Below are 22,242 nucleotides of genomic sequence, written 5' to 3'. Positions count from 1 at the left end.
GGGCATGAGCACTACCACCTCGCACGCAACTTGAAATGATCAACTCCTGGTCATCCTAGGAGAGTTGGGCGGGTTTCGGTGGTGTGTGCCGGCTGTGCGCGTCAGCCCTTGGCGGCGGCTGCCGTGCGGGTCGGCCTGCCCAGTGCCCAGAAGAGCACGCCGAGGAGCATGAACCCGACGAGCGGGACGGCCTCCGTCAGCAGGTACTTCCAGCGCTCGCCGTGACTCCAGCCGTCCGGCGCGTAGTCGGAGCCGAACCAGTGGTCGCCGAGTCCGGGGGCGACGAGCTGCACGCTGGCGAACAGGACGAGCAGGGTGAGTACCACGCTGATGGTGCGGGGGAAAGGCGCCTTGTAGGGGCGGTGGACGTCCGGGGCCTTGCGGCGCAGTACCGCGAGCGCCGGGAAGATGCCCAGGTAGCTGACGAGGGTGGTGGAGACGGCCAGGCCGAGGACGGCGCCGAAGAGCTTGGCGGCGCTGCCGTCGGTCAGTTCGTGGGCCAGGACGAGCACGAGGGTGGAGACCACCCCGCTGAGGATGTTGACCCGTACCGGGGTGCCGAACCGGCTGGAGATGACGCCGAGGAAGCGGGGCGCTGCGCCGTCGTAGCCGGAGACGGCGAGGGCGCGGTCGGAGCCCATGACCCAGGTGACGCCTGAGGACAGCACCGTGAGGATGAACATGATCGCGGCGAGGTCCCCGAGCAGGCTGCCGGCACCGCTGAGCGTGGCGGTGCCGTCGGAGCCGACGTGGCCGCCGTACACGGTGAAGACCTGGCGGATCGCATCGATGAATCCGCCGAGGCCGGTGATGGCCTTGACGGGCAGGACGAGCAGGATGCCGAGGATCGGCAGCGCGTACAGCAGGACGGCGAGGCCGGCGCTGCGGAAGATGGCGAAGGGCACGTCCTTCTGGGCGTCGGTCATCTCGTCGCCGGCGGTGTTGGGCAGTTCGAAACCGACGTAGTTGAACATCAGGACGGGCACCAGCCCGACGAATCCCACATACGTCGGGGAGAAGTCACCGAATCCGAATCCGTGCAGGCCGTGCTTGATGCCGTAGATGACGACCGTGACGGTGAACAGGCCGAGGAGGACGAAACGGCTCCAGGCGCCGATGGTCGGAATCCACTTGCCGACGTCGAAGGAGAGGATCGCGGCGAGGACGCCCAACCAGACGAAGACCAGGGTGAAGACGTAGAAGGCCGGGGTGCTCAGGTCCTTCCCGTCGTTGAAGAAGGTGGTGAAGGCCGTGACCGCGGACACGGCGAGCGTGCCGCCGAGCCACACCGGATTGGTGATCCAGTACAGGAAGTTGTTGACCGCACCCGCGAGCCGCCCGAAGGCCCGGCTGGTCCAGATGTAGGGCCCGCCCTCGTCGGGGAACGCGGCCCCCAGTTCGGCGGTCAGCAGCGCTGAGGGCACGAAGAACACGGCGGCCAGCACGATGAGCCAGGTGAACGCCTCGGCACCGGACGAGGCCACGGTGCCGATGGTGTCCACGCCGACGATGGTGCACAGCAGGAAGAAGAGAATGTCGAAGCGGCCGAAGTGCTTGCGCAGCTTCTGCCGCTCCGTCTGGGCCGCGACCGGCACGTCGGCCGGCTCGGATGCTATTTGGCCAACGGTCACCGGGAGCTCCAGCGTGCTTGGGGTACGAGTGGATCGGATCCGGCCAATGATCCGCCGCCGCCACAAAAACGCACAAGCGTTCATGTACAAGTCTTGACCATCACCTCGGTATTGCGCGGGAAGGCTTCCGATCATGCGGCGGTACGTCCTCACCGGTACGCCGGGAGCAGGCAAGACATCGATCCTGCGGGGCCTGGCCGAGCTGGGTCACGGCGTCGTCGAGGAGGCGGCCACGGAGGTCATCGCGCGAGCCCAGGCCCGCGGCGAGGACGAGCCGTGGACCCGGGCGTCCTTCATCGACGACATCGTCGACCTGCAAAGACAGCGGCAGGTCGGCTCTCCCGCCACAGATTCGGTCCAGGTGTACGACCGGTCGCCGGTCTGTACGCACGCGCTCGCCACGTACTTGGGACGTGCGCCGTCCAGGGCACTCACCGCGGAGATCGAGCGCATCATCGGCCAGGAGATCTACGAGCGCCAGGTGTTCTTCGTCCGCAACCTGGGCTTCTGCGAGCCCACCGGCGCCCGTCGGATCAGCTTCCAGGAGTCGCTGGACTTCGAGAAGATCCACGAGCAGAGCTACCGGGCGTTCGGCTACGAGCTGGTCGACATCCCCGCGGACGACCTCGCGCACCGCGTCGCCGCCGTCAGTTCGGCCATTTCTTCGCCGCCCATGTCGTGAACAACACCCGTCTCACTCCTCCCAGTCGAGCTGATGCCCGGGCGTGCCCGCCGACCGTCCGTACGCGATCGCCTCGGCGCGGCCCGCCTCGTCGCCGCGCCGGTAGCGGAACACCTTGCCGGCGAAGACGACCACGCGTTCGTCGCCGGCGGTGAAGTCGGCGTACCAGCCGTTCGCCGGCTCCAGCGCCTCGGCGAACGCCTCCGCCAGGCCGCCGACGTCGTCGCCGTCGGCCTCCCACTCGACGAGCGTCCACAGCTGCGGCTGCGCGGCGGTCGCGCTCGTCGAGACGTCGAGCCGGGTGACCTTGCGCAGGCGCAGGCCGTGGGGCTGGAACACCGCGCCGGGACGGAGGCTCTCACCGATGACGTATCCGCTGATCACGTGCTGTCTCCCTGGAGTTGGCGGCTGTCCGGGAGCGACACTACGGACCCATGGCTGACATCCTCTGTCAGCCATACGCCGGTCATACGGTGAGGAAGTGATCGCCCGATGAGAGCGGACCGGCTCCTGTCGCTGCTGCTGTGCCTGCAGTCCCGGGGCCGGATGACGGCACGTCAACTCGCCGACGAGCTGGAGGTGTCGGTCCGAACCGTCTACCGGGACCTGGAGGCGCTGGGCGCCGCCGGTGTGCCGGTCGTGGCGAACGGCGGGCCCGGTGGCGGCTGTCGGCTGATGGAAGGCTGGCGCAGCCCGCTGCTCGGGATCAGCACCGAGGAGGCGACGGCGTTGCTGGCGGTGTCCGCGGGCGGCCCCCTGGAACGGATCGCCCTCGGAGACGCGCTCCCGCAGGCGAGGCTGAAGCTGCTGGCGTCACTTCCGACGGCCGGCCGCGACCGGACGAACTCCGCGGCCGCCCGCTTCCACCTCGACGCGCAGGCCTGGTTCAGGCCGCCCGAACTCGTCCCGCGGCTGGCCGTGTTGGTGGACGCGGTACGCCAGGACAGACGCCTGCGCCTCACCCACCGGCGCCGGGACGGCCGTACCGTCGCCAGGACCGTGGACCCACTCGGGCTCGTCGCGAAGGCGGGCGTCTGGTACCTGGTCGCCCGCGCCGACAGCGGCATCCGCGCGCACCGGGCCTCGCGCATCACGGAAGCGGAGATGTCGACCGCCGGGTTCACCCGGCCCGGCGACTTCGACCTCGCGGCGTTCTGGGCCGACTGGACCACGGAGTTCGAGACGAGCCTGGACCAACTGCCCGTCGCCGTACGCCTTACGACGGCCGGACTCGCCGCCCTGCCCGAGGTGCTCGGCGACACGACGTCCGCGACCCGCGCGACCCCGGACCCGGAGGACGGCTGGCACCGTCTCACCCTCCACTTCGACTCCCCACGCGCCGCCTGCCGCCGCCTGCTGGGCTTCGGCCCTGACCTCGAAGTGCTCGAACCGGCCGATGTGCGCGAGGAGTTGGCGCGGGCGGCTCGGCAAACGGCGGCTCGCTACTCGCCGTGAGAACTCACCGAAGAACTGGTCGTGAGAAATCGCCGTGAGAACTCGCAGTGGCACCCGGACATGGGTCGGGGGTACCTCACCTCCCCCAAGGTGAAGTACCCCCGACCGCTCCCCCGGCGCCGGACTGTGGTCCAGCCGACCGCGTGGTGCGGATCCGTGCTGTCACCAGCACATGACCGCTGTTTCCCCCGAATCCCACGCGGAGTACAGACGTACACGGACGAAGTAGCGACGGCCCTTGACGAGCCGGGCCTTGATCGTGGCGTTGTGCGGTGCTCCGCCGTCGTCCCGCCCGGCGAGATAGCGGGGCTCCCCGTCCCGCTCCTCGAAGACCACGACTACGGAGTCGCTCGCACCGAAGACGCCCACGGTGTAGTCGCGGGTCTCCGGCGGCTCGACGGCGAAGTCGGCCTGCTCACCCGGGCCGAGCCCCAAGGGCACGGACCGGAAGGGCTCCAGCGTCGACGGCCGCGGCGGCCGGGCCGACGGGTACCAGCGCAGCGCGAACTCCTTGTCGGCCGGCGAGAGCGTGCCGGGCGGGTTCAGACCCGCACGGAACTGCTCCGGCTCCAGGATCAGCCCGCTCGAGAACGGATACTCCATGATCGACTGCGGGTCCCAGACGGAGCCGTTGACCTCGTCCGCGTCGAGCTTGCGCAGGATGTTGAAGAACGTCCTGTCCCGGCTCCAGAAGTTCGGCGCCCCCGCCAGATCGGCGTAGACGGCCTCGTCGTCCCAGTGGATCCCGGCGAACGGGCTCTGGTGCTCGTGCAGCATGCCGAGCGCGTGCCCGATCTCGTGCAGGGCCGTCCCGCGCTCCCCGGGCACGGTCAGGTCCCAGCCGAAGTTCATGGTGCGATCGTTCTGTCCGACCTGGAGGCAGCCCTTGCCCACGGTCGACCAGGAGCCGTCGCCGAGCTGGAATCCGATGCGCAGTTCGGCCTCCGAGCGGTCGCCGACCTCGACGAAGGACACGCCGATGCCGAGGTCCTGCCACTCCTGGAAGCACTCCCGCACCACGTCCTGCTGCTCCTTGGCGCCGACCCACGACACCCGGCGGGACTGCCCGGTTCCCGGTACGGGGATGACCGACCCGTCGGTGTCGCCGTCGAAGAAGTAGTAGTGCACGACGGTGCCGTTGACCCACATCGAGCGTCCGCCGATGAGCGCACTGAGCCGCTCGGCGGTCAGCCCCGGAGTGAAAGCGGGGGCCGACTGCTGCGCGAGGGAGCAGTAGCGTCCGGTCATGCCCACAGAGTGCCGTGGGCAGGGTCACAGGCGCCTGAGTCGAGGGCTACTCAAGTCACCCTGTATCAGGTGTGAGTACTCGCACTCATACTCCCGTGACGACATTCGAACCGGATGCGAAGACCCTTGAGCTGCCCTGGCGGTTCACCGGACGCGAGGACGAGCTGGAGCTGGTCCGCCGGTCCCTCACCGCGGGCCACCACGGCATCGTGGTGACCGGCCCGGTCGGCTGCGGCAAGACCCGGCTGGTCACCGAGGCCGTGCGGGGCAGCGACCGCGCCCGGGCGGCCGGCACACCGGAGACCCGGCACATCCCGTTCGCCGCATTCGCCCATTTGCTGCCCGAGGCGGTCTCCCTGCACCGGGCGGTCCAACTCCTTTCCGGAGTACGGCTGTTGCTGGTCGACGACGCGCACCTGCTCGACGACGCCTCGGCCGCCCTCGTGCACCAACTGGCCGTGCACGGCCGCACCCGCCTGATCGCCGTCGCCGCGGACGATGTCCCGTACCCGGGCGCGATCTCCCGGCTGTGGACCGGGGAGCTGCTCCCGCGCCTCGCCCTGGAGCCACTGCCCCGCGAGGACACCGAACAGCTGCTCGCGGCGGCAGTCGAAGGCGGCCTGGAACCGCTCACGCTGAACCGCCTCCACCACCTGTGCCAGGGGGATCTGAGGCTGCTGCGCGACCTGGTGGACGCGGTGCGCGAGCGCGGTCTGCTCACCCGGCTGCTTCCGGACAGCGAGGCATGGGCGTGGCGGGGCCCGGTGCCGGTGACGGCGACCGTCCGCGAACGCACCGCCCAGGTCCTCGAACGCCCCCGCTCCGACGAGCGCAGGACCCTCGAACGCCTCGCCTTCGGCGAGCCTTTGGCCCGGCACATGGACGACTTCGACCTGCGGATCCTCGAGAACCTCGAGGCCGACGGCCTGATCCGCATCGACGACCACGACGACCAGGACGACCAGGGCACAGTCCGCCTCGCCCACCCCCTGCACGGCCCGGTGCTGCGCGCCGCGGCCGGCAGGCTCCGGGCGAGGCGGCTGGCCCGCACACCGGCCCAGTGCGCCGCGGCCCTCGCCGCCGAGTCGACCGCGCTGACCCGACGGATCGAGCAGGCGGACGTACGGGCGCTGCCGACGCCCGTGGGGGAGTGGCTCGTGCAGGAGGGCGCACCGGTGCCGGCCGGGTACGCAGCCGTCCGCGCACGGTTCGCGCGGCTTCGGGGGGAGCTGCGGGAGGCGGCGGCCTGGGCGGGTGAAGGGCTGCGGGGCGCACCGGGGGACGCGTCCTGCAGTGCCGAACTCGCCCTGGCCGCCGCGCAGTCGGGGGACGCGGCGGTCGCGGAGAGGGCCGTGGAGGGGTGGCAGGGTCTGGAGGATCCGGCCGCGTGGCTGGCGGCGGCCCGCGGCGACGTCGACGGGGCACTGGCGCAGCTCTGCGACGCCTTGGACGGCATGGTGCAGAGGTACGGCGAGGGCGGCGGCCGTATCGCGGGGGTCGGCGGTGGCCGTGGGGCCGAGGGCGTGACTGCCGGGATCGCCGGCCTCGACGGGGCGTCCGCCCTCGACGGCGCCCTCGCCCTCTACGACGCGGTACGACTCGGCGCCCCGGAGAAGGTCGTCGACCGTCTCCCCGCCGACGGTGTGTTCGCCCTGCACGCCGACGCGCTCGCCCGTGGGGACGGACCGGCACTGGACCGGGCGGCCGAGGCGCTGGAGGAGCGCGGGTTCCTGCTGTTCGCCGCCGAGGCGCACGCACAGGCCGCACGCGCACACCGCGACCCGCGCGCCGCACGCACCTCACGCACGCGTGCCGTCGACCTCGCCCGCCGCTGCCAGGGCGCCCGCACACCGGCCCTGTCCGGCCTGGTCCTGGGCGAACTGACCGCCCGCCAGCGGCAGATCGTCACCCTCGCGGCCGCGGGCCTGAGCAACCGGCAGATCGCGGAACAGCTCACGCTGTCCATCCGCACCGTCGGCAACCACCTCTACAGCGCGTACGCCCGGCTCGGCGCGAGCGACCGGGGCGCGCTGCCATGGCTCGTGGAACTGCCGAACGCGCAGCCTGCCTGAGCCGCCCACCCGGACCGGCGGTCTGACCCCCAGTATTCGGGGGAGGGGTCAGGCCGCCACCCCCTGCCGTGATCACCGAAGGCGCAACTCCCTCTCGTCGTAGTCCTGCACGCCCGACGGTCGCCATGCCCGGATGACCCCATGCCGCCGACCCCCGTGTCGCCGACGGAGCGGCCGTGCCAGGCTGGTGCCCGACAGACGCACAGAACGCAGGACCGCGCTCCCGTGACGGCAGCACCGCACCGGGACGGCGCCCATCCACCGGGAGGACGCGCATGGCTCGAGTCGACGGACAGCCGGTGCGCCGGGGTCGGCACTGAGATGGGCGGCCTGCTGTCCGAGCTCGGGAAGAGACTGGCCGAACGGTGGCTCTCCCTGCTCGTCCTGCCGGGTGCTCTCTACCTCGTCGTGCTGGCCGCGGCGGACGCACTCGGCCACACCCACCCCTTCGATCTCCCTCGCCTCGCCGATCAGGTCACGGCCTGGGCGGGTGCACCCGCGGTCAAGAACGTGGGCGGACAACTCGTGCTGCTGGCCGCCGTGTTGGGCGCCGCCGCCGCCGTGGGGCTTGCCGCCCAAGCCCTCGGCGCTCTGGTCGAACGGCTGTGGCTGGCCGCCGACTGGCCCACCTGGCCGACACTCCTTCGTCGTCTCACCCGGCGGCAGGTCACCCGCCGGCGGGACCGGTGGGAGGCGGCCGCGCGGCGCTATCTTCCGCTCCGCGAGGAAGCGGGCCGCGCCAGGGCCCTGGGCCGGCGGACCGACCCCGAGGAACGCCGGGCCGCCCACCGGGACATGACGCGCATTGCCCTCGAACGTCCCGCCCGGCCCACCTGGTGCGGCGACCGCATCCAGGCGGTCGCCGTCCGCGTCGAGCGCCAGTACCGCCTCGATCTCGCCGCCGTCTGGCCCCACTTGTGGCTGACGCTGCCCGACACCTCCCGTACGGAGATCACAGCGGCCCGCGAAACGCTCACCCGCGCGAGCGCCCTGGCCGCGTGGGCGCTGCTCTATCTGCCGCCGGCCGGGTACTGGTGGCCGGCCGCGCTGATATCCGGCGGGCTCGCCCTCACCAGCGCGACCCGGACCCGAGCCGCGACCGAGACCTACGCCCTGCTGCTGGAAGCCGCCGTCCGGCTGCACACCCCCGACCTCGCCCGCCACCTCGGGATGGACCACACCGGTCCGCTGACCCCCGAGACGGGAGCGGAACTGAACCACCTGCTGCTCGCCAACTCGCCTGTTCCCGTGGCCGATTGACCACTCCTGGGCGGCGTTGTGCGGGCGGCGGCTCGTGGGGCAGACTGCGGCGCATGACGCGGATGGGGCACTCCGAAGCGGCAGACGACTCTCCTGGCGAGAACCGTGTTCTTCTCCTGAAATACGATCCTGACGGACGCATCGTCGTGTCGAGGAGCAACCCCGACCACGCGCGGTACGTGGTCGTCGTCATCCCCGGCATCGGCACCGGCCCCCTTGGCCTCGAACCGCTGCTCCAGCGTGCCGAGTTCCTCTACCGCGAGTTCGCGTCGGGACCGGACGACCAGGCGTACTCGGTCATCACCTGGGTCGACTACCGGACACCGTCATCGCCCAAGGACGCCCGCGATCCGTCGTTCGCCCAGCAGGGCGCGGCCTCGTTGGCGAGTTTCGTCGCCGGACTGCGCGTCACGTCGGAGTTGTACGGCCGCGGCCCCGGGCCTGCCCGGATCACGATCGTCGGACACGGTTACGGCGGCCTCGTGGCCGGTTTCGCGGCGCGGGACCACGGCCTGGACGTCGACGCGCTGGTCCTGCTCGGCTGCGCGTCCGCGGGGACCGGGACGGCGAGCGGGCTGCGCGGCGTGGGGCGGGTGTACGCGACGTCCCCCGACGTGAACGGCGACGGCACGCCCTACGACGTGCACGGCCCGCGGCCGGATTCCCCCGGGTTCGGGGCGACCGTGCTGCAGCCCGGCCCGCTGTCGTACGGAGACGATCCGACGGTCCGCTATCTGCCCTCGCTCAGGAAGATCATCCTCGGTACGGTCTGACCTCCGTCAGGAGCCGGTGTACAGGTGCGCGGCCCACAAGGAGGGCGTGCGCGGATACCGGTCCCGCTGGCTGCGGGTGGCGCGGTGCAGGGCGTGCGCGGCTCGGTCGAGGTCGAGTGTGCCGGTCGCCGGGTCGCGGAGCGTGGCGTAGAAGTCCTCCGCGATGTCCACGGCGACCTCGTCGTCCACCGTCCACAGCGTGCCGACGACCTGGGGGAAGCCGGCGAGCTGGAAGGCCCCGGCCAGGTGCATCGCCTCGTCCAGGAGATGGTCGGCCGCGTTCAGCGCGGTGTGACACGCCGACAGGTAGGCGAGCTGGGCGCCTTGCAGGTCGACGCCGACAAGGCTGCCGACCGTCAGCGGACGCGTTTCGTGGTCGTGCAGGAGGAGCCGACCGGCCGAGGGGTCCTCGATGTCGTACGCGCCGTGGCAGGCGAAATGCACGATGGGGCGGCGGGGGAGCTCCGCCAGAACGAGATCGTGTGTGGGAGGCGGGCCGGTGGTGTCGGGTGCAGGGTCCGCGCCGGGCTCGATGAGCACCAGCGGATCGGGGAGCAGCCCGGCGACGGACTCCGTCTCGGCCGCGACGTGCTGGAGCAGCCCGTGGTCCGGCAGCCCCGGGGTGGTCGGCATCGCGACGACGAGCGAACGGTCCGCCCCGGTGGCGGTGCGGCGTTGCCGCGCGTGCCGCAGGGCCCTGACGGTGGGGGTGTACGAGGACACGACGCGGTCCATGACCGTGTGCCGGGAGCCGGAGCCGGGGTCGCCGTGGTGCCCGGCCGCATGCAGCGGCAGGAGACTGAGACGCCCGCTCGGAGCCCACCACACTCGTGGCCATACCGCGGCGTCGGGCGGAGTGCCACGGTGGCCGAGTGCGTCGAGGACCGGCCCGGCGGCGTTGTCCCACAGCCATGCCAGTACGTCCGTGAGGTCGGCCTGCGCCGCGATGCGGTCCGCGTCCGGATCGGTGGCCTCGCGCAGCGCCACATGGAAGGTGTTGACCTTGTCGATCACCGCGCGCGGCGTCAGCGCGGGCAGCGGCAGCGCGGTGACGCCGTCGGCCGTGAGCAGCAGGGCGTGGCTGTGGCGATCGTGGATGTTGAAGGTGACGATCGGACCCTGCGCTGCGTCGGAGCGCAGTTCGTCGAGGGCGGGCGGCAGCGCGAAGTCGTCGAAGCCGTCTAGGGCGCGGATCCGGCCGAGCAGTGCGGTCATCTCCGCGGCCATGTCGATGCGGTCGTCGGGCACGTCCCCTGCGGCCTTTCCGGCCTGCCGGGAAGGGAGGGAACCGACGTCGCGGTCGAGGCGCTCCCGGAGGTCCGCGAAACGTGCCGCGAGCGCGGGGTGGACACGGCGTAGTTCGGCCAGGTCGCTGCGGGCGTCGAGGGTCTGGCTCAGGAGGACCGCGCGGCCCGCCTCCAGGAGCGAGAGAGCGCGCTGCGCACGGTCCCCGAGCGGGCGCGTCGTGTCGGCCAGCACGGCTGCGGCGGCACCGTCGGCGAGTTGGGCGGCCCACCCGATCGCGTGCTGCTGATCGTCGCGGCGCATACGGGGCGAGGCGATCTCCGGCAGCAGGAGGACCACGGTTTCCAGCAGTTCGGCCGCGAGGCGGGGATCGGTGAGAGCGGCCAGTCCCGAGCCGAAGCGGGCACCGTGGATGCGCAGCCTCGGCGGTGCCGCCTCGGAGCGGACCAGTTCCGTGAGGACGCCGAGCGCCTCGTCCCGGTCGGCTGAGGCTTCACGTCGGATGAACCGGGACCGCAGGGCGGTTGCCGTGACCAGCAGCGCTTCGGGACGGTTGCGGTGGTCGGCGGGCGCCGCGTCGAGGGCCCGGCGTCCCCTGTCCACCGCCTCGTCGAGGTCGTCCGGATCCCCGCCGACCTCGAAGCGGGTCTGAAGAAGACTGCACAGGTTCGACAGACCCTGCACCCGGGACGTTTCGTCCGCCTGGGCCCGTTCGACGTCCTGGCGGCCGAACTCCACCGCCGCGTCGAGATCCGCCGAGTCCCTGGTCCTCTCGAACCGGAAGTGCAGGGCATTGCTCAAGGACGCCAGATAGATGCCGCGCTTGGGGTCGTCGGTGCGGGCCTCGTCCACCGCATTGCGCGCGGCTTCGACCGACGCGTCGAGATCGGCGGGCTCACCGGCGCGTTCGAAGCGGAGCCGGAGGGCGAAGCTGAGGGCCGCCAGACGTCCGGCCCGCTTGACATGGTCCGCGGCGGTGGCCTCGACGGCCCGGCGGCGGGTGCGGACCGCCTCCTCCGCGTCGGCCAGCGAGCGGGTACGACCGAACCGGTCCTTGAGGCAGTCGGCGAGCAGGTCCAGGACGCCCGCAAGGTCGTCATCGCCCGTGGTGACGAAGGTGATGGAGTGCCGGCCGGCACCGCCCGCGCCGCCGAAGTTCACCCTTGACCCGGCCTGATCGGGAAGCGCGTTCAGGGTGCGGGCGACTCCTCGCGTGGCCGCGGTTCCGTCGGGATTCCGTCGCTCGGTCCGCGCAACGGCGCGCCGGGCGAAGCCGATCGCCTCGTCGACATCCTGCACCGACCTCGTCAGTCTCGAGCGGCTGTGCAGAGCCTTGGCAACGTTCAGCAGAGCACCTGGCAGGTCTCCGCCCGTGTGGTCGGTCGCTTCAACGGCCCGCCTGCCGAAGGAGATTGCCTCCTCCAGGTCCTCCCGGCCGCCCAGGCGATCGAAGCGGATGTACAGCGCGGCGCACAGGTTCGACAGACAGGCCGTGCGCTCGGCATCGTCCGCCGCCGCCTCCAACGCCTCCCGTTCGACGGCCAGCGCCGACTGCAGATCGCCGAACGCATCCGTGCGCTGGAAACGGCACAGCAGCACGAGGGCGAGGTTCCACAGCCGTGCACATCGATCGGGATGGTCGGCGGCGGTCGCCTCGACCAGCAACTGCCGTACGGACACCGTCTCGTGGAGATCCGCGGGCGTTCCGGACAGTTGGAAGCGCCGCCACAGGGCCAGGTCGAGCGTGGACAGATACAGCTCCCGGTGCGCGTCGTCCTCGGCGGCGGCCGCGACGGCCTGACGGCACGCGGCGACGGCGTCGTCGATGTCGGCCGCCACGTGCGTCGTCTCGTGGCGCGCCAGGAGCGTGGAGCCGAGGTTCGTGAGCATCAGCGGCAGACCGGACCGGCCGGACCGGTCGACGACGTCGGTCGCCTCGACGGCCTGGCGGGCCACGGCGACCGCTTCGTCGCCCACTGCCGCGACACGGGTCAGGGCGAAGCGCTTCTGCAACGCGGTGCTCAGACCCAGGAGGCGGAGCGCGCGGTGCGGGTGCCGCTCCGGGGTCGCGGTCACCGCCTGACGCAGAACGGCCACCGCCTCGGCCGAGTCGGCAGGGAGGCCGGCCAGCTCGAAGCGGGACTCCAGGGCGTTGCCGAGATCCGCGAGGCGCGAGGCCCGTTCGGCATGGCGTGCCGAAGTCGCCTGTACGGCCTGCCACATGACGTCCACGGCCTCGTCCAGATCCGCCGCCGCCCCCGTCTGCTGGAAGCGGCTCCGGCACGCCCGGCCCAGGGTCGACAGATACATGCCCTTGTCGGGATGGTCCCCGGCGGCCGCCACACACGCACGTCCGACCCGGACCGCCTCGTCCAGGTCCGCCACCGACTCCGTACGCCTGAACCCGCATTGAAGCGCCGTGCTGAGGTTGTTGAGGACGGCCGCGCGGTTCGGGTCGTCCGCGCCGATGACGTCGAGGGAGCGCCGGGCCAGGGCGGTCGCCTCCTCCAGGTCCTCCCCACCGCCCTTGCGATCGAAGCGGGTCTGCAGGAGCGCGCCGAGATTCGTCAAGGCCGCGCTCTGTCCCTGCAGACCCTCGGCGGCCAAGACGGCCCGCCGGGCGACCGTCACCGCCTCGTCCAGATCCGCGTCGGCGCCGGTGCGCTCGTAGCCGATCTTGAGCGCGACGCTGAGATTCGACAGGCTCATCGCCAGATCGAGGCGTCCCGAAGCGATCTGCACGGCCCGCCGACCGGTGGCCAACGCGCTGTCCAGGTCGCGCGGTTCACCGATCCGCAGGAAGCGCGTGCACAGCCCGCCACACAGCACCGCCAGGCGTCGGGCCCGGTCCGGATGCCCCTCGGGAGTGGCGTTCACCAGGTGGATCCAGTGCACGATCACATCGGAGAGCAGGCCCGTGTCGGAACCCGTGACGGCGTGATCGAGTGCGCCGGTCAGCGTCGGCGCGACCCTGTCCGCCAGCTCGGGCAGCAGGGGCCGGGGCAGCTCCCACACGCCCATCCAGAGCGCGGTCGGAGTCAGCCATTCCAGCGCCTCGTCGACCAACGTCCGCCGCTGCCCCGCCGGCAGGGCTTCGGACTGGTACCACTTCACCCAGCCCAGCACGTGCCTGGCCGGCAGGTCCCAGGTCTCCGACTCGTCCAGGCTCGCCGCCAAGTCGTCGGCCAGAGCCGTGACCTGTGGCGCCAACGCCAGTGACGGATCACCGGAGTTCCTGATCCGTTGCAGCAACTCGCCCGATAACGCCAGCAATTCGTCGCGTCGCCGCATGAGATCCCCCTTGTCACAGCGGCCTCTCATCGTACGATGACAACGCCCTGCACAGGGGGTGGCAGAGAGCAACCAGCGTCCGGAGCAGACCTCATGGGACAAGGGCAAGGGCGTACGCCGGAGCAAATCGCCGTCGGACTCGCGTACGTGTGTGAGCACGTCGACCAGGTCCGCACGACCCTGGAACAGGGCCCGGCCGACGGACCGGCCCGGCTCGACGAACTCGTCGCGGCGCTGCGGGCGGGCGAGGACCCCACGGCTCTGCTGGACGTCGTGCACCGCGCTCTGCGCGAGGCCCAGGACGCCCTCGGCGTGTTCGGCCGTACCCGCGCCTCCTCGATGCTGACGTCCGCCGGCATCGCGGCCGGGGCACCGTACGAGCCGATCCTGCTCTGCCCACGCTCCGCCCACCCGTGCGCGCGGTACGCCTGGCCCGGGAACGGCAGTCGCGTCTGCCGGGTGAGCGGCGAATCCCTTCGAAGGTCCACACTCGATCCGTGACCGCCGCGGGCACGTTCCTCAAGGCGCCTGTCCCGGAAGGCGCCTTGTGGCGTCAGGCCGCCCCGAACGCCGTGAACGCCCACCCCGTCGCCTGATGCAGCGCATCCCCCGGCAGCGCGGCGCGCGCATCACGCAGCGCCTCCGCCAGGGACAGGCCCACGCTCAGCCCCTTGTGCAGCGAGAGCATCAGCGGCACCACGGCGGCGTCGTTGACGGGCGCGCTGCTCGCCACCACCCCCGCAGTGCCCAGCGGCAGCAGCGCGGTGACCAGACCGAGGAGCTCGTCCGCGCCGACCGAGGCGAGGCGGGCGGTGTCGCAGCTGGACAAGATGATCCGGTACGGGCTGCGGTCCAGGCGCTCGAAGTCGTGGACGATGAGCGGGCCGTCGGCCATCCGCAGCGAGGAGAACAGGGGGCTGTCGGCCCGGAACGTGCCGTGCGCGGCGATGTGGGCCAGCGCGGCGCCGTCGAGTTCGTGCAGAACACGCGGCACGCGCGCGTTGTCGTGTTCCAGGAGGACCGGCCTGCCGTAGCGGTCGGCTAGTTCGGGCACCTCCGCGCCACCGGTCGCCAGCCCCGGTCCGCGTACGAGGAGGTGACGGCCGCCGGGCGGCGGCTCGGTCTCGCGGGCGCGCAGCCAACTGCTCGCCGACGGCGACACACTGAGCACCCGCTCCCGCAGCGACGGCAGCAGCGCCCAAGGCACCCGGTTCAGCCGGCCCGGCGGTACGACCACGACCGGACCGGAGCCCAGGTGCGCGGCGGCCGGGCCGAGCAGCAGCTCCTCCAGGCGGTGGCCCATCGCCTCCACCACCGCGAGCCGGGCCTCCGCACCAGGGTGGGCCAACCGCCGCAGCCCGGCCTGCACATGCTCGGCCTCGACCTCCGCGTCGGCGAGCAGCCCCGCCTCGAACCGCCGCACCCGCCCCTGCCCGCACAGCAGCACCTGGACCCGCCCGTCGAGCACCGCGAGCTCCACCAGCCGTACCTCGCCCAGCCGTTCGAGCAGCCTGCCGGGCTCGAAGCGGTCCTCGGCGCCGGGCACCGCGCCGCGCATGTGCAGGGTCCGGGAGCGGATCTCCCGCTCCAGACGCCGCTGTTCACGCTCCAGGGCCGGAATCGGACGGCCGTCCATGCGGGCGGTCTCCGCGCGGGCGGCGATCTCCCGGAACGCGGTCAGGTCACCGAGCAGCGCCGGGTCGGCCGGCGGCCGGGTGGGCGGAGTGGACAGGACGGTGGCCCGCCAACGCTCGCTCCACACCAGCAGCCGCCGCGGACCGCCCGAATCGAGGCTGGCCCGCTGGGCCAACGCGGCCAGCTCCGCGCCCTGTTCGGTGGCACGAGCCCTGAGCTCCGAGGCGCCCAGCGTCATCCGGTGGTCGTCGAGCACGTCGAGCCCGCGCCGGCACGCCTCCAGGACACCCCGGCCGGAACCGGCGGCCCGCGCCCGCAACGCCTGCGCGGCCCAGCCCGTCATCCGCGCCAGCGGCGGCCCGCCGTGCCGGCTGCGGGCCGCGACGGCCAGATGCCGTTCCGCGTCCGCCGTCCAGCCAAGCCCGAGCGCGATCCGGCCCGCGAGCAGCGACGCCTCCGGCGCGGCCGGCGCGCCGAACGACGCAAGCCGCTCGGCCACCGCCGCCGCATCCGCGACCAGCCGTCCCGAGCCCCGCCCGGCGGCCACCCGCGCCTCGATCAGCACCAGCCGGGCGTGCGTCTCCCACCAGGGGCGCCGCTGCCCGGAGAACAGCCGCACGGCCACCGCCGCGCGCGCGATCGCCGTGTGCGGATCGCCCGCGAGACGGGCCGCGCGAGCCGCGACCAGCAGCAGTTCCGCCTTGCGGGTGGACTGCCCGCCGATGCCGTCGAGGATCCCCGTGGCCGCGTCCGCCTCGGTGAGCGCCTCCCGGGCGAGCCCGGCCGCCATCAGGACCTCGCAACGCCGGATGTAGAGCATGAAGGACGGCGTGCCGAGCTTGGCGTACCGCTCCTCGGCCTCGTCGAGCAGCCGTAGCGCGACGGGAATGTCGCCCGACCGGAACGCGGCAAGGCCCCGGCTCTCCACCACGTCGGCCTTGTCGTGCTCCTGGCCGGTGGTGTCCCAGTGCGCATGGGCCGCGGTGAAGTCGGCGTCCGCCCGGTCGACCGCACCGAGTGCCAGATGCACGGTGGCCCGCAGGGTCAGCGCACGTGCCGTCCAGATGACGTCGTCCGCCTGCCGCAGGACGGGAATCGCCCGTCGCACGTCGTCCAGTGCCTCGCGGTGACGGCCCAGCACCCAGGAGGCGTAGGCCCGCCGGAACAGGACACGCGCGCGGGTGTGGCCGCTGCTCACCGCGACCCCCCGCTCCAGCGCCTCCAGGCCCTGCCGGGTGCGGCCCGCGTGCACCAGGGCCACGCCGAGGGCGGCCAGGACGTCCGCCTCCCGGTCGGGTGACTCGGCACGCGCCGCGAGGGCGCGGGCGCGGCGCAGATGGTGCAGCGCGAGTCTCATGTCGCCCCAGTCCCGCTGCCAGATGCCGATCACCTGGTGCGCGACGGAGGCGCGCCAGGGCGACGGATCGGAGTCCAGCACGCCCTGCGCCCTTGCCACAGCCTCGCCCGGGTCGGCGAACACCATCGGCAGCAGTTCGAGAACCGAGTCGCTTCCTGCTGTCACCCAACGGATGGTAGTGGCCCTGGTGGCGCCCCACATCGGTTTGGCGCTGTATCAACCGACGGTTCCGCGACTCTGATTGACGACTGTCGCCTCAGTGGGAGGACACGCCATGGCACCTCAGCGATTCCACGAGCAGTTCGACCAGATCCAGCGTTCGATGCCCGACGTCTCCCTGGCCATGGGGCCCGACGACGCGGCGGAGTTCATCTACGAGAAGGGCGTGGTCCTCGCCCGTGACGGTGAGGAGGCGCGGCTCGTCGAGGACACCGTGCGCACGCACTTCACCGCGGCGACCGGGCTGACCGCCGACCATGTGGAGCGGCTGAGCCCTCAGACCAACCGCTCGGGCATCACCCGCATCAAGGTCGGCGACCCCGGCCACGGCGACCAGCACGGCGACCGGGCCGTCGCGCACGCCCTGCGGGCCATGCGCGAGCACGAGGGACGCGCCGATCGCCGACTGGTCAGCCGCAACCACGTGGTGTCGATCGCGGTCAACTCCTGTCCCGGCGACGAGCCCGTGCCCGCCCCGCTCACCCAGGGCACCAATCCGGCCGCGTCCGCGGCCGGTCACGACGCGGACACCGCCGTCGGAGTCCTCGTCATCGACAACGGCCTCACGCACGACTACGGAATGGTCCCGCTGCTCGCCCACGTCCAGGGCGACCTGCACGGCACCGAGAAGGACGCCCAGGGCAACCTGCTGCAGTACGTCGGCCACGGCACGTTCATCGCCGGCGTGCTCGCGGCCGTGGCACCCAACACGAACGTCACCGTGCGCAACACCCTCAACGACGCCGGAGCGATCCTGGAGTCCGAGTTCGGCGAGAAGCTCTTCGCCGCGGTCGACGAGCACGGCTGGCCGGACATCATCAGCCTGTCCGCCGGCACCGCCAACGGCCGCACCGACGGCCTGCTCGGCGTGGAGAGCTTCATGCAGGAACTCCGCACCCAGCGCACCCTGTTGGTCGCCGCGGCCGGCAACAACGCCAGTGCCACCCCGTTCTGGCCCGCCGCCTACGCCTCCCTTCCCGACTACACGGACACCGTGCTGTCGGTCGGCGCGCTGCGCAGCGACGGCGAGTTCGGCGCCTGCTTCAGCAACCACGGTGCCTGGGTCGACGTGTACGCCCCCGGCGAGCGCCTCACCAGCGCGCTGACCGGCTTCGACGCCCCTGTGCCGTACGTCTACCAGCACTCCACGTACGACGCCTGCCGGTTCGGCTTCACGTACGCGTGTACGTGCCAGTACCCGCGCCACACCGGCGTGTTGAGCGAGGCCGGCACTCCGACCTCCGGCAAGGCGGACCAGGTGATGTTCGAGGGTTACGCGCACTGGAGCGGCACCTCGTTCGCCGCTCCCGTGGCCGCCGGCATGGTCGCCGCCTACATGACGGCCAACAAGATGGGCGACGCGCGCGCCGCCCGGGGGCAACTGCTCGCGGCGAACGCCGAGTTCGCGGAAGTGCGCGGGGCGCATGTGCCGGCGCTCCGCCCGGCCGGCTGGCGCCCGGGTCCGGTCGTGCAGCTCTCTCCCGGAGCATGAGGTCCGGAACGGCCCCCTCCACGGCGTACGATGACTTGCCGTACACAAGGGGTGGGGCCGTGGACCGAGCAGATGTCGGCGCGCTGGTCCAGACCGCCGTCGACGGTGACGCGGCGGCCTGGAAGGCGCTCGTGGAAGGGCTGAGCCCACTGGTGTGGTCCGTCGTGCGCTCGCACCGGCTCTCCGACGCCGACGCGCACGAGGTGTACCAGACGGTGTGGTTCCGCTTCGCCCAGCATTTGGGGCGCATCCGCGAACCGGAGAAGGCCGGGGCGTGGTTGGCGAGCACCGCGCGGCACGAGTGCCTGAAGGTGCTCAAGAGCTTAAGGCGGCTGACCCCGACGGACGATCCGCACCTGCTCGACCGGGTCAGTGAGGACCGTACGCCCGAGCAGTCGTTCCTCGACCTGGAGGAGGCGGCCGCGGAGACGGAGCGCATCCGGCACCTGTGGCAGGAGTTCGAGGAACTCGGCGATCGCTGCAGGCAGTTGCTGCGCGTCCTGATGGCCTCGCCGCCGCCCAGCTACCAGGAGGTGTCCGCGGCACTGGGCATCGCCGTGGGCAGCATCGGACCGCTCCGCCAGCGCTGTCTGCGGCGCCTGCGGGCACGACTCGAAGCACGGGGGGCGGTGTGACCGACATGAACGACAACAGTGGCAACGACAACGACGACACCAACAACGACGACATCAACAACGACAACGACGCCGACGGGCTCTTCGACGAAAGCGCCTTTGACGGCGAGGAGTTCGCGTACGACCTGCTGGAGGCGGAACTCCGCCAGGCCGCGGGCATCCTGGACCCGGTGCCGGCCCAACTGCGGCAGATCGCCGTGGAGGCCTTCGCACTGCACGACCTCGACGCCCGCATCGCCGAGCTGACCTTCGACTCGGTGGTCGACGCCATCCCGGTCAGGGGAGCGACGGACGTGCCGCGGATGCTGACCTTCCACGCGGGCGGCGTGACCGTCGACGTCGAGCTGACCGCACAGGGCCTGATGGGGCAGATATTGCCGCCCCAGGCGGCAGGCATCGAGGTGCTCAGAGGCCCGCAGGCGGGCTCGCCGCTGACCACCGACGACATGGGGCGCTTCACCTACGACGAACCCCCCACCGGTCCCTTCGCCCTGCGGCTGCGGACCGGAGAGGGCGTACTCGTCACGGACTGGCTGACGGCCTGACCGGGGACCCGGCCCGCACCTGGTGACGGACAGTCCGGCCGTCACCAGGTGCGAGCCGGGCCGTCCCCAGGTGACGGGCAGGATCCGCGGCCCGCGGATCATGGTCTTGCGGCGCCAGGCCACGTGGTGATCGCCTCGGTCATGGCCCAACCTCGGCCCCGGCCCTGGCGCCTGTCGCGCGGGAGTGCTCCAGCCGTAGGGCGGAGCCCGTGTCTCAGCCCGTCACGGCGTCGACGAGGGCGGCCAGCGCCGATGCCGGCGGGGCCAGTCCGGGCCCGGCGGGCCCGCCCGGCTCGGTCATGTACGTGTCCCGACGGACCTCCACCATCAGGGCGCTCACCCGCGGATCCCGGCCGTAGAACTCCAGCGGCACGTACGTCCCGCTGAACGGGCTGTCGAACCCCGTCTCCCCGCACCCCACGAACGCCTCCCGCGCCGCTGCCCGCAGTTCGGGCGGCGTGTGGAAGGAGTCGGTGCCGAGACACACCGCGGGCCGGGGGCCCTCCGCGTGCAGCTCGTACGGCAGTGGGGCGCTCGGGTAGGAGTGGACATCGATGATCACGGCCCGCCCCGTGGCGGCCAGCCGGTCGGCCACCGCCTCTGTCATGGCCTGCGCGTACGGCCAAAACCAGCGGTCGATGAGCGGTTCGGGATCGGTGTCCGCGGGCCGTAGCGCATCCCGGTGCGTGGTCCGGGTGTAGACCGCGCCCATCCCGACGGACAGCATCTCCTCCCGCTCGTCCGGGAACCGCTCCGGATCCACGACCAGCCGCGAGAGCCGGTTGACGAACCGCCACGGGGTGACGGCGCTCCGCCTCGCCGCCGCCTCCGCCAGCTCGGCCGTGTGCGCGTCGGTGATGTGGTCCAACTCCCGCTCCAGCGCCGCGTCGTCGAGCACGATGCCCGAGCGCACCTCGGCCGGTATCTCCCGCGCCGAGTGCGGCACGTGCAGGATCACGGGGGAGTGGGCCGCGCCGGGCAGGAACTCGAAAGGCGGTGCGGCAGGGGTCATGCGGCGGCTCCCGGGGCGTTGTCAGTGGCGTGATGCATGATCAAGGTGTCACATCGGATCCACGTCGGATCGACTCGACGACGTGCCAGGGCGGGGGAGCAGCATGCCCATCAGCAATCAGCAGGTGACCGAGCACTCGTTCCTGCGCGGGATGTACCGGGACGACTACTACCCCGACCACGTGGTGGACCAGGGCAAGGCCATCCTGCTCGCGCTCTGCGAGCGCATCGAGGACCGGCGGCCCGCCGACCTCGAGACCCTGTACGTCCTGACGCAGGCGGCCACCGAGGAGTTCAACGACCTGCAGGCGGAGTTCGAGGCGGCCGACAGCGACATCGAGACCGTGGCCCGCGAGCAGATAGCCGAGGACTTCTGGTTCGTCGCGCAGGCGTACGGCTTCACGGACGCGGACGTGGAGGAGCTGATCGCCACCCGGGACTGGTGAGCGCGCCGGGCCACTGTCGGACCCCTCGCCTAATCTCGTGCCATGACCGTCCACGAGCTCTCGCGCACCGACGCCCGCCGCATCGCCGTACGCGCCCAACTCCTGGACGCCGTACGGCCGGACGGGCTGTCCGACCTGGTGCGCGGGCTGACCCTGCTGCAGATCGACCCGGTCGCCGCCGTCGCGCCCAACGCCGACCTCGTGGCGTGGAGCCGGCTCGGATCGCCGTATGCACCGGCCGGGCTGAGAGCCGAGCTGGACAAGCGCACGCTGCTGGAGCTGCAGGCGATGATCCGGCCGGCCGAGGATCTCGCGCTCTACCGCGCCGAGATGGCGGAGTGGCCCGAGCGGGGGACACCGTCCTCCTGGCGCGAGTACCACCGGACGTGGGTGGCGGCCAACGACGCGTGCCGTCGCGACCTCCTCGACCGGCTCGGCGCCGAGGGGCCGCTGCCGTCCCGCGACCTGCCGGACACCTGCGCCCAGCCGTGGAGGTCGAGCGGCTGGTCCAACAACCGCAACGTCACCAAGCTCCTGGAGCTCATGGTGCAGCGCGGTGAGGTCGCCGTCGCGGGACGCACCGGCGGCGACCGCCTGTGGGACCTGGCCGACCGGGTCTACCCCGACGTCCCGCCGATCCCGGTGGAGGAGGCGCTGCGCATCCGCGACGAGCGGCGGCTGAGCGCCCTCGGCATCGCCCGCGCCCGCGGACCGGAGTGCCCGGTGGAGCCGGCGGACGTGGGCGAGGCGGGGGAGCCCGCCGTGGTCGAGGGCGTCCGGGGCAAGTGGCGGGTGGATCCGGCCCAGTTGGGCCGGCCCTTCGAGGGACGCGCGGCGCTGCTGTCACCCTTCGACCGGCTCGTCCACGACCGCAAGCGCACCAGCGAGCTGTTCGAGTTCGACTACCAGCTGGAGATGTACAAGCCCGCAGCCAAGCGCCGCTGGGGCTACTTCGCGCTGCCGATCCTCTACGGCGACGGACTCGTCGGAAAGGTCGACGCCACCGCCGACCGCAGGACCGGAGCGCTGCGGGTCGACGCCATCCACCAGGACGTGCCGTTCACCGAGCCGATGAGCGCGGAGATCGGCCACGAGATCGAGGACCTGGCCCGCTGGCTCGGCCTGGAGCTCGCGCTGCCCGCCTGAGATCTCGGGAACTCGCGCTGCCGACTCATGGCTCTGGAACTCCCGCTGCCGACTGAGGGCTTGGGGACACCGGCTCCGAGCGGGCGGACACGACTGCGC

General features: G+C 72.1%; 17 protein-coding genes. 11 read left to right on the top strand and 6 right to left on the bottom strand.

Going from position 1 to position 22,242, the window contains the following annotated elements:
• Positions 1 to 101: 101 nt before the first annotated feature.
• Complete coding sequence (locus OG303_RS08845; protein ID WP_405866537.1) at positions 102 to 1,631, bottom strand: APC family permease; 1,530 nt, start codon at positions 1,629 to 1,631, stop codon at positions 102 to 104.
• 133 nt (positions 1,632 to 1,764) lie between these two features.
• Here OG303_RS08845 and OG303_RS08840 point away from each other — a divergent pair, with 133 nt between their 5' ends.
• The gene (locus tag OG303_RS08840) at positions 1,765 to 2,313 is read left to right on the top strand and encodes an ATP-binding protein (protein ID WP_405866535.1); all 549 of its coding nucleotides are present in this window, start codon (positions 1,765 to 1,767) and stop codon (positions 2,311 to 2,313) included.
• A gap of 12 nt (positions 2,314 to 2,325) precedes the next feature.
• Here OG303_RS08840 and OG303_RS08835 read toward each other — a convergent pair whose 3' ends face one another.
• Positions 2,326 to 2,697 (bottom strand): hypothetical protein, encoded by a 372-nt coding sequence (locus tag OG303_RS08835; RefSeq protein WP_405866534.1) that lies wholly within the window; start codon positions 2,695 to 2,697, stop codon positions 2,326 to 2,328.
• Between the two features lie 108 nt (positions 2,698 to 2,805).
• On the opposite strand from OG303_RS08835, the gene OG303_RS08830 reads away from it, so the two are divergent.
• Complete coding sequence (locus tag OG303_RS08830; protein WP_405866532.1) at positions 2,806 to 3,768, top strand: helix-turn-helix transcriptional regulator; 963 nt, start codon at positions 2,806 to 2,808, stop codon at positions 3,766 to 3,768.
• A 162-nt stretch (positions 3,769 to 3,930) separates the two neighbouring features.
• Here the strand turns inward: OG303_RS08830 and OG303_RS08825 are convergent, their stop codons facing one another.
• Positions 3,931 to 5,016 (bottom strand): M12 family metallopeptidase, encoded by a 1,086-nt coding sequence (locus OG303_RS08825; RefSeq protein ID WP_405866530.1) that lies wholly within the window; start codon positions 5,014 to 5,016, stop codon positions 3,931 to 3,933.
• Between the two features lie 95 nt (positions 5,017 to 5,111).
• Here OG303_RS08825 and OG303_RS08820 point away from each other — a divergent pair, with 95 nt between their 5' ends.
• The 3 genes from OG303_RS08820 to OG303_RS08810 all read left to right on the top strand — a co-directional run bounded on the left by OG303_RS08820 (position 5,112) and on the right by OG303_RS08810 (position 9,121).
• On the top strand, positions 5,112 to 7,088 hold the full coding sequence (locus tag OG303_RS08820) for a LuxR C-terminal-related transcriptional regulator (protein ID WP_405866528.1): 1,977 nt from the start codon (positions 5,112 to 5,114) through the stop codon (positions 7,086 to 7,088).
• A 225-nt stretch (positions 7,089 to 7,313) separates the two neighbouring features.
• Positions 7,314 to 8,348 (top strand): hypothetical protein, encoded by a 1,035-nt coding sequence (locus tag OG303_RS08815; protein ID WP_405866526.1) that lies wholly within the window; start codon positions 7,314 to 7,316, stop codon positions 8,346 to 8,348.
• 146 nt (positions 8,349 to 8,494) lie between these two features.
• Positions 8,495 to 9,121 (top strand): alpha/beta hydrolase, encoded by a 627-nt coding sequence (locus OG303_RS08810; RefSeq protein ID WP_405866524.1) that lies wholly within the window; start codon positions 8,495 to 8,497, stop codon positions 9,119 to 9,121.
• A gap of 6 nt (positions 9,122 to 9,127) precedes the next feature.
• On the opposite strand, the gene OG303_RS08805 is transcribed toward OG303_RS08810, so the two are convergent.
• A complete protein-coding gene (locus tag OG303_RS08805; protein WP_405866522.1) occupies positions 9,128 to 13,657 on the bottom strand; it encodes a CHAT domain-containing protein in 4,530 nt (1,509 codons plus the stop codon).
• 93 nt (positions 13,658 to 13,750) lie between these two features.
• Here OG303_RS08805 and OG303_RS08800 point away from each other — a divergent pair, with 93 nt between their 5' ends.
• Positions 13,751 to 14,158, top strand: a complete 408-nt coding sequence (locus OG303_RS08800) for a hypothetical protein (protein ID WP_405866520.1) — start codon at positions 13,751 to 13,753, stop codon at positions 14,156 to 14,158.
• Positions 14,159 to 14,210: 52 nt separating this feature from the next.
• Here the strand turns inward: OG303_RS08800 and OG303_RS08795 are convergent, their stop codons facing one another.
• Entirely contained in the window at positions 14,211 to 16,775 is a 2,565-nt protein-coding gene (locus OG303_RS08795; protein WP_405877141.1) for a CHAT domain-containing protein, read from the bottom strand.
• Between the two features lie 148 nt (positions 16,776 to 16,923).
• Between OG303_RS08795 and OG303_RS08790 the strand changes: the two genes are divergently transcribed.
• Genes OG303_RS08790 through OG303_RS08780 form a run of 3 tightly spaced genes read left to right on the top strand, consistent with a single transcriptional unit; the run spans position 16,924 to position 19,540 of the window.
• Positions 16,924 to 18,360: a S8/S53 family peptidase gene (locus tag OG303_RS08790; protein WP_405866518.1), complete on the top strand. Its 1,437-nt coding sequence runs from the start codon at positions 16,924 to 16,926 to the stop codon at positions 18,358 to 18,360.
• A 59-nt stretch (positions 18,361 to 18,419) separates the two neighbouring features.
• Entirely contained in the window at positions 18,420 to 18,995 is a 576-nt protein-coding gene (locus tag OG303_RS08785) for an RNA polymerase sigma factor (protein ID WP_405866516.1), read from the top strand.
• A 5-nt stretch (positions 18,996 to 19,000) separates the two neighbouring features.
• Positions 19,001 to 19,540, top strand: coding sequence for a hypothetical protein (locus OG303_RS08780; protein WP_405866514.1), 540 nt, complete (start codon positions 19,001 to 19,003; stop codon positions 19,538 to 19,540).
• Between the two features lie 214 nt (positions 19,541 to 19,754).
• Here OG303_RS08780 and OG303_RS08775 read toward each other — a convergent pair whose 3' ends face one another.
• Entirely contained in the window at positions 19,755 to 20,552 is a 798-nt protein-coding gene (locus OG303_RS08775; RefSeq protein WP_405866512.1) for an N-formylglutamate amidohydrolase, read from the bottom strand.
• 103 nt (positions 20,553 to 20,655) lie between these two features.
• On the opposite strand from OG303_RS08775, the gene OG303_RS08770 reads away from it, so the two are divergent.
• Entirely contained in the window at positions 20,656 to 20,997 is a 342-nt protein-coding gene (locus OG303_RS08770; RefSeq protein ID WP_405866510.1) for a DUF5713 family protein, read from the top strand.
• Between the two features lie 42 nt (positions 20,998 to 21,039).
• Complete coding sequence (locus tag OG303_RS08765) at positions 21,040 to 22,143, top strand: DNA glycosylase AlkZ-like family protein (protein ID WP_405866508.1); 1,104 nt, start codon at positions 21,040 to 21,042, stop codon at positions 22,141 to 22,143.
• Positions 22,144 to 22,242 lie beyond the last annotated feature (99 nt).

The sequence above is a fragment of the Streptomyces sp. NBC_00005 genome (genome assembly GCF_045160215.1).
Classification (GTDB): domain Bacteria; phylum Actinomycetota; class Actinomycetes; order Streptomycetales; family Streptomycetaceae; genus Streptomyces.
Note: the sequence above shows the minus strand (reverse complement) of the source record. Positions and strands in the feature narration are given on the sequence as shown.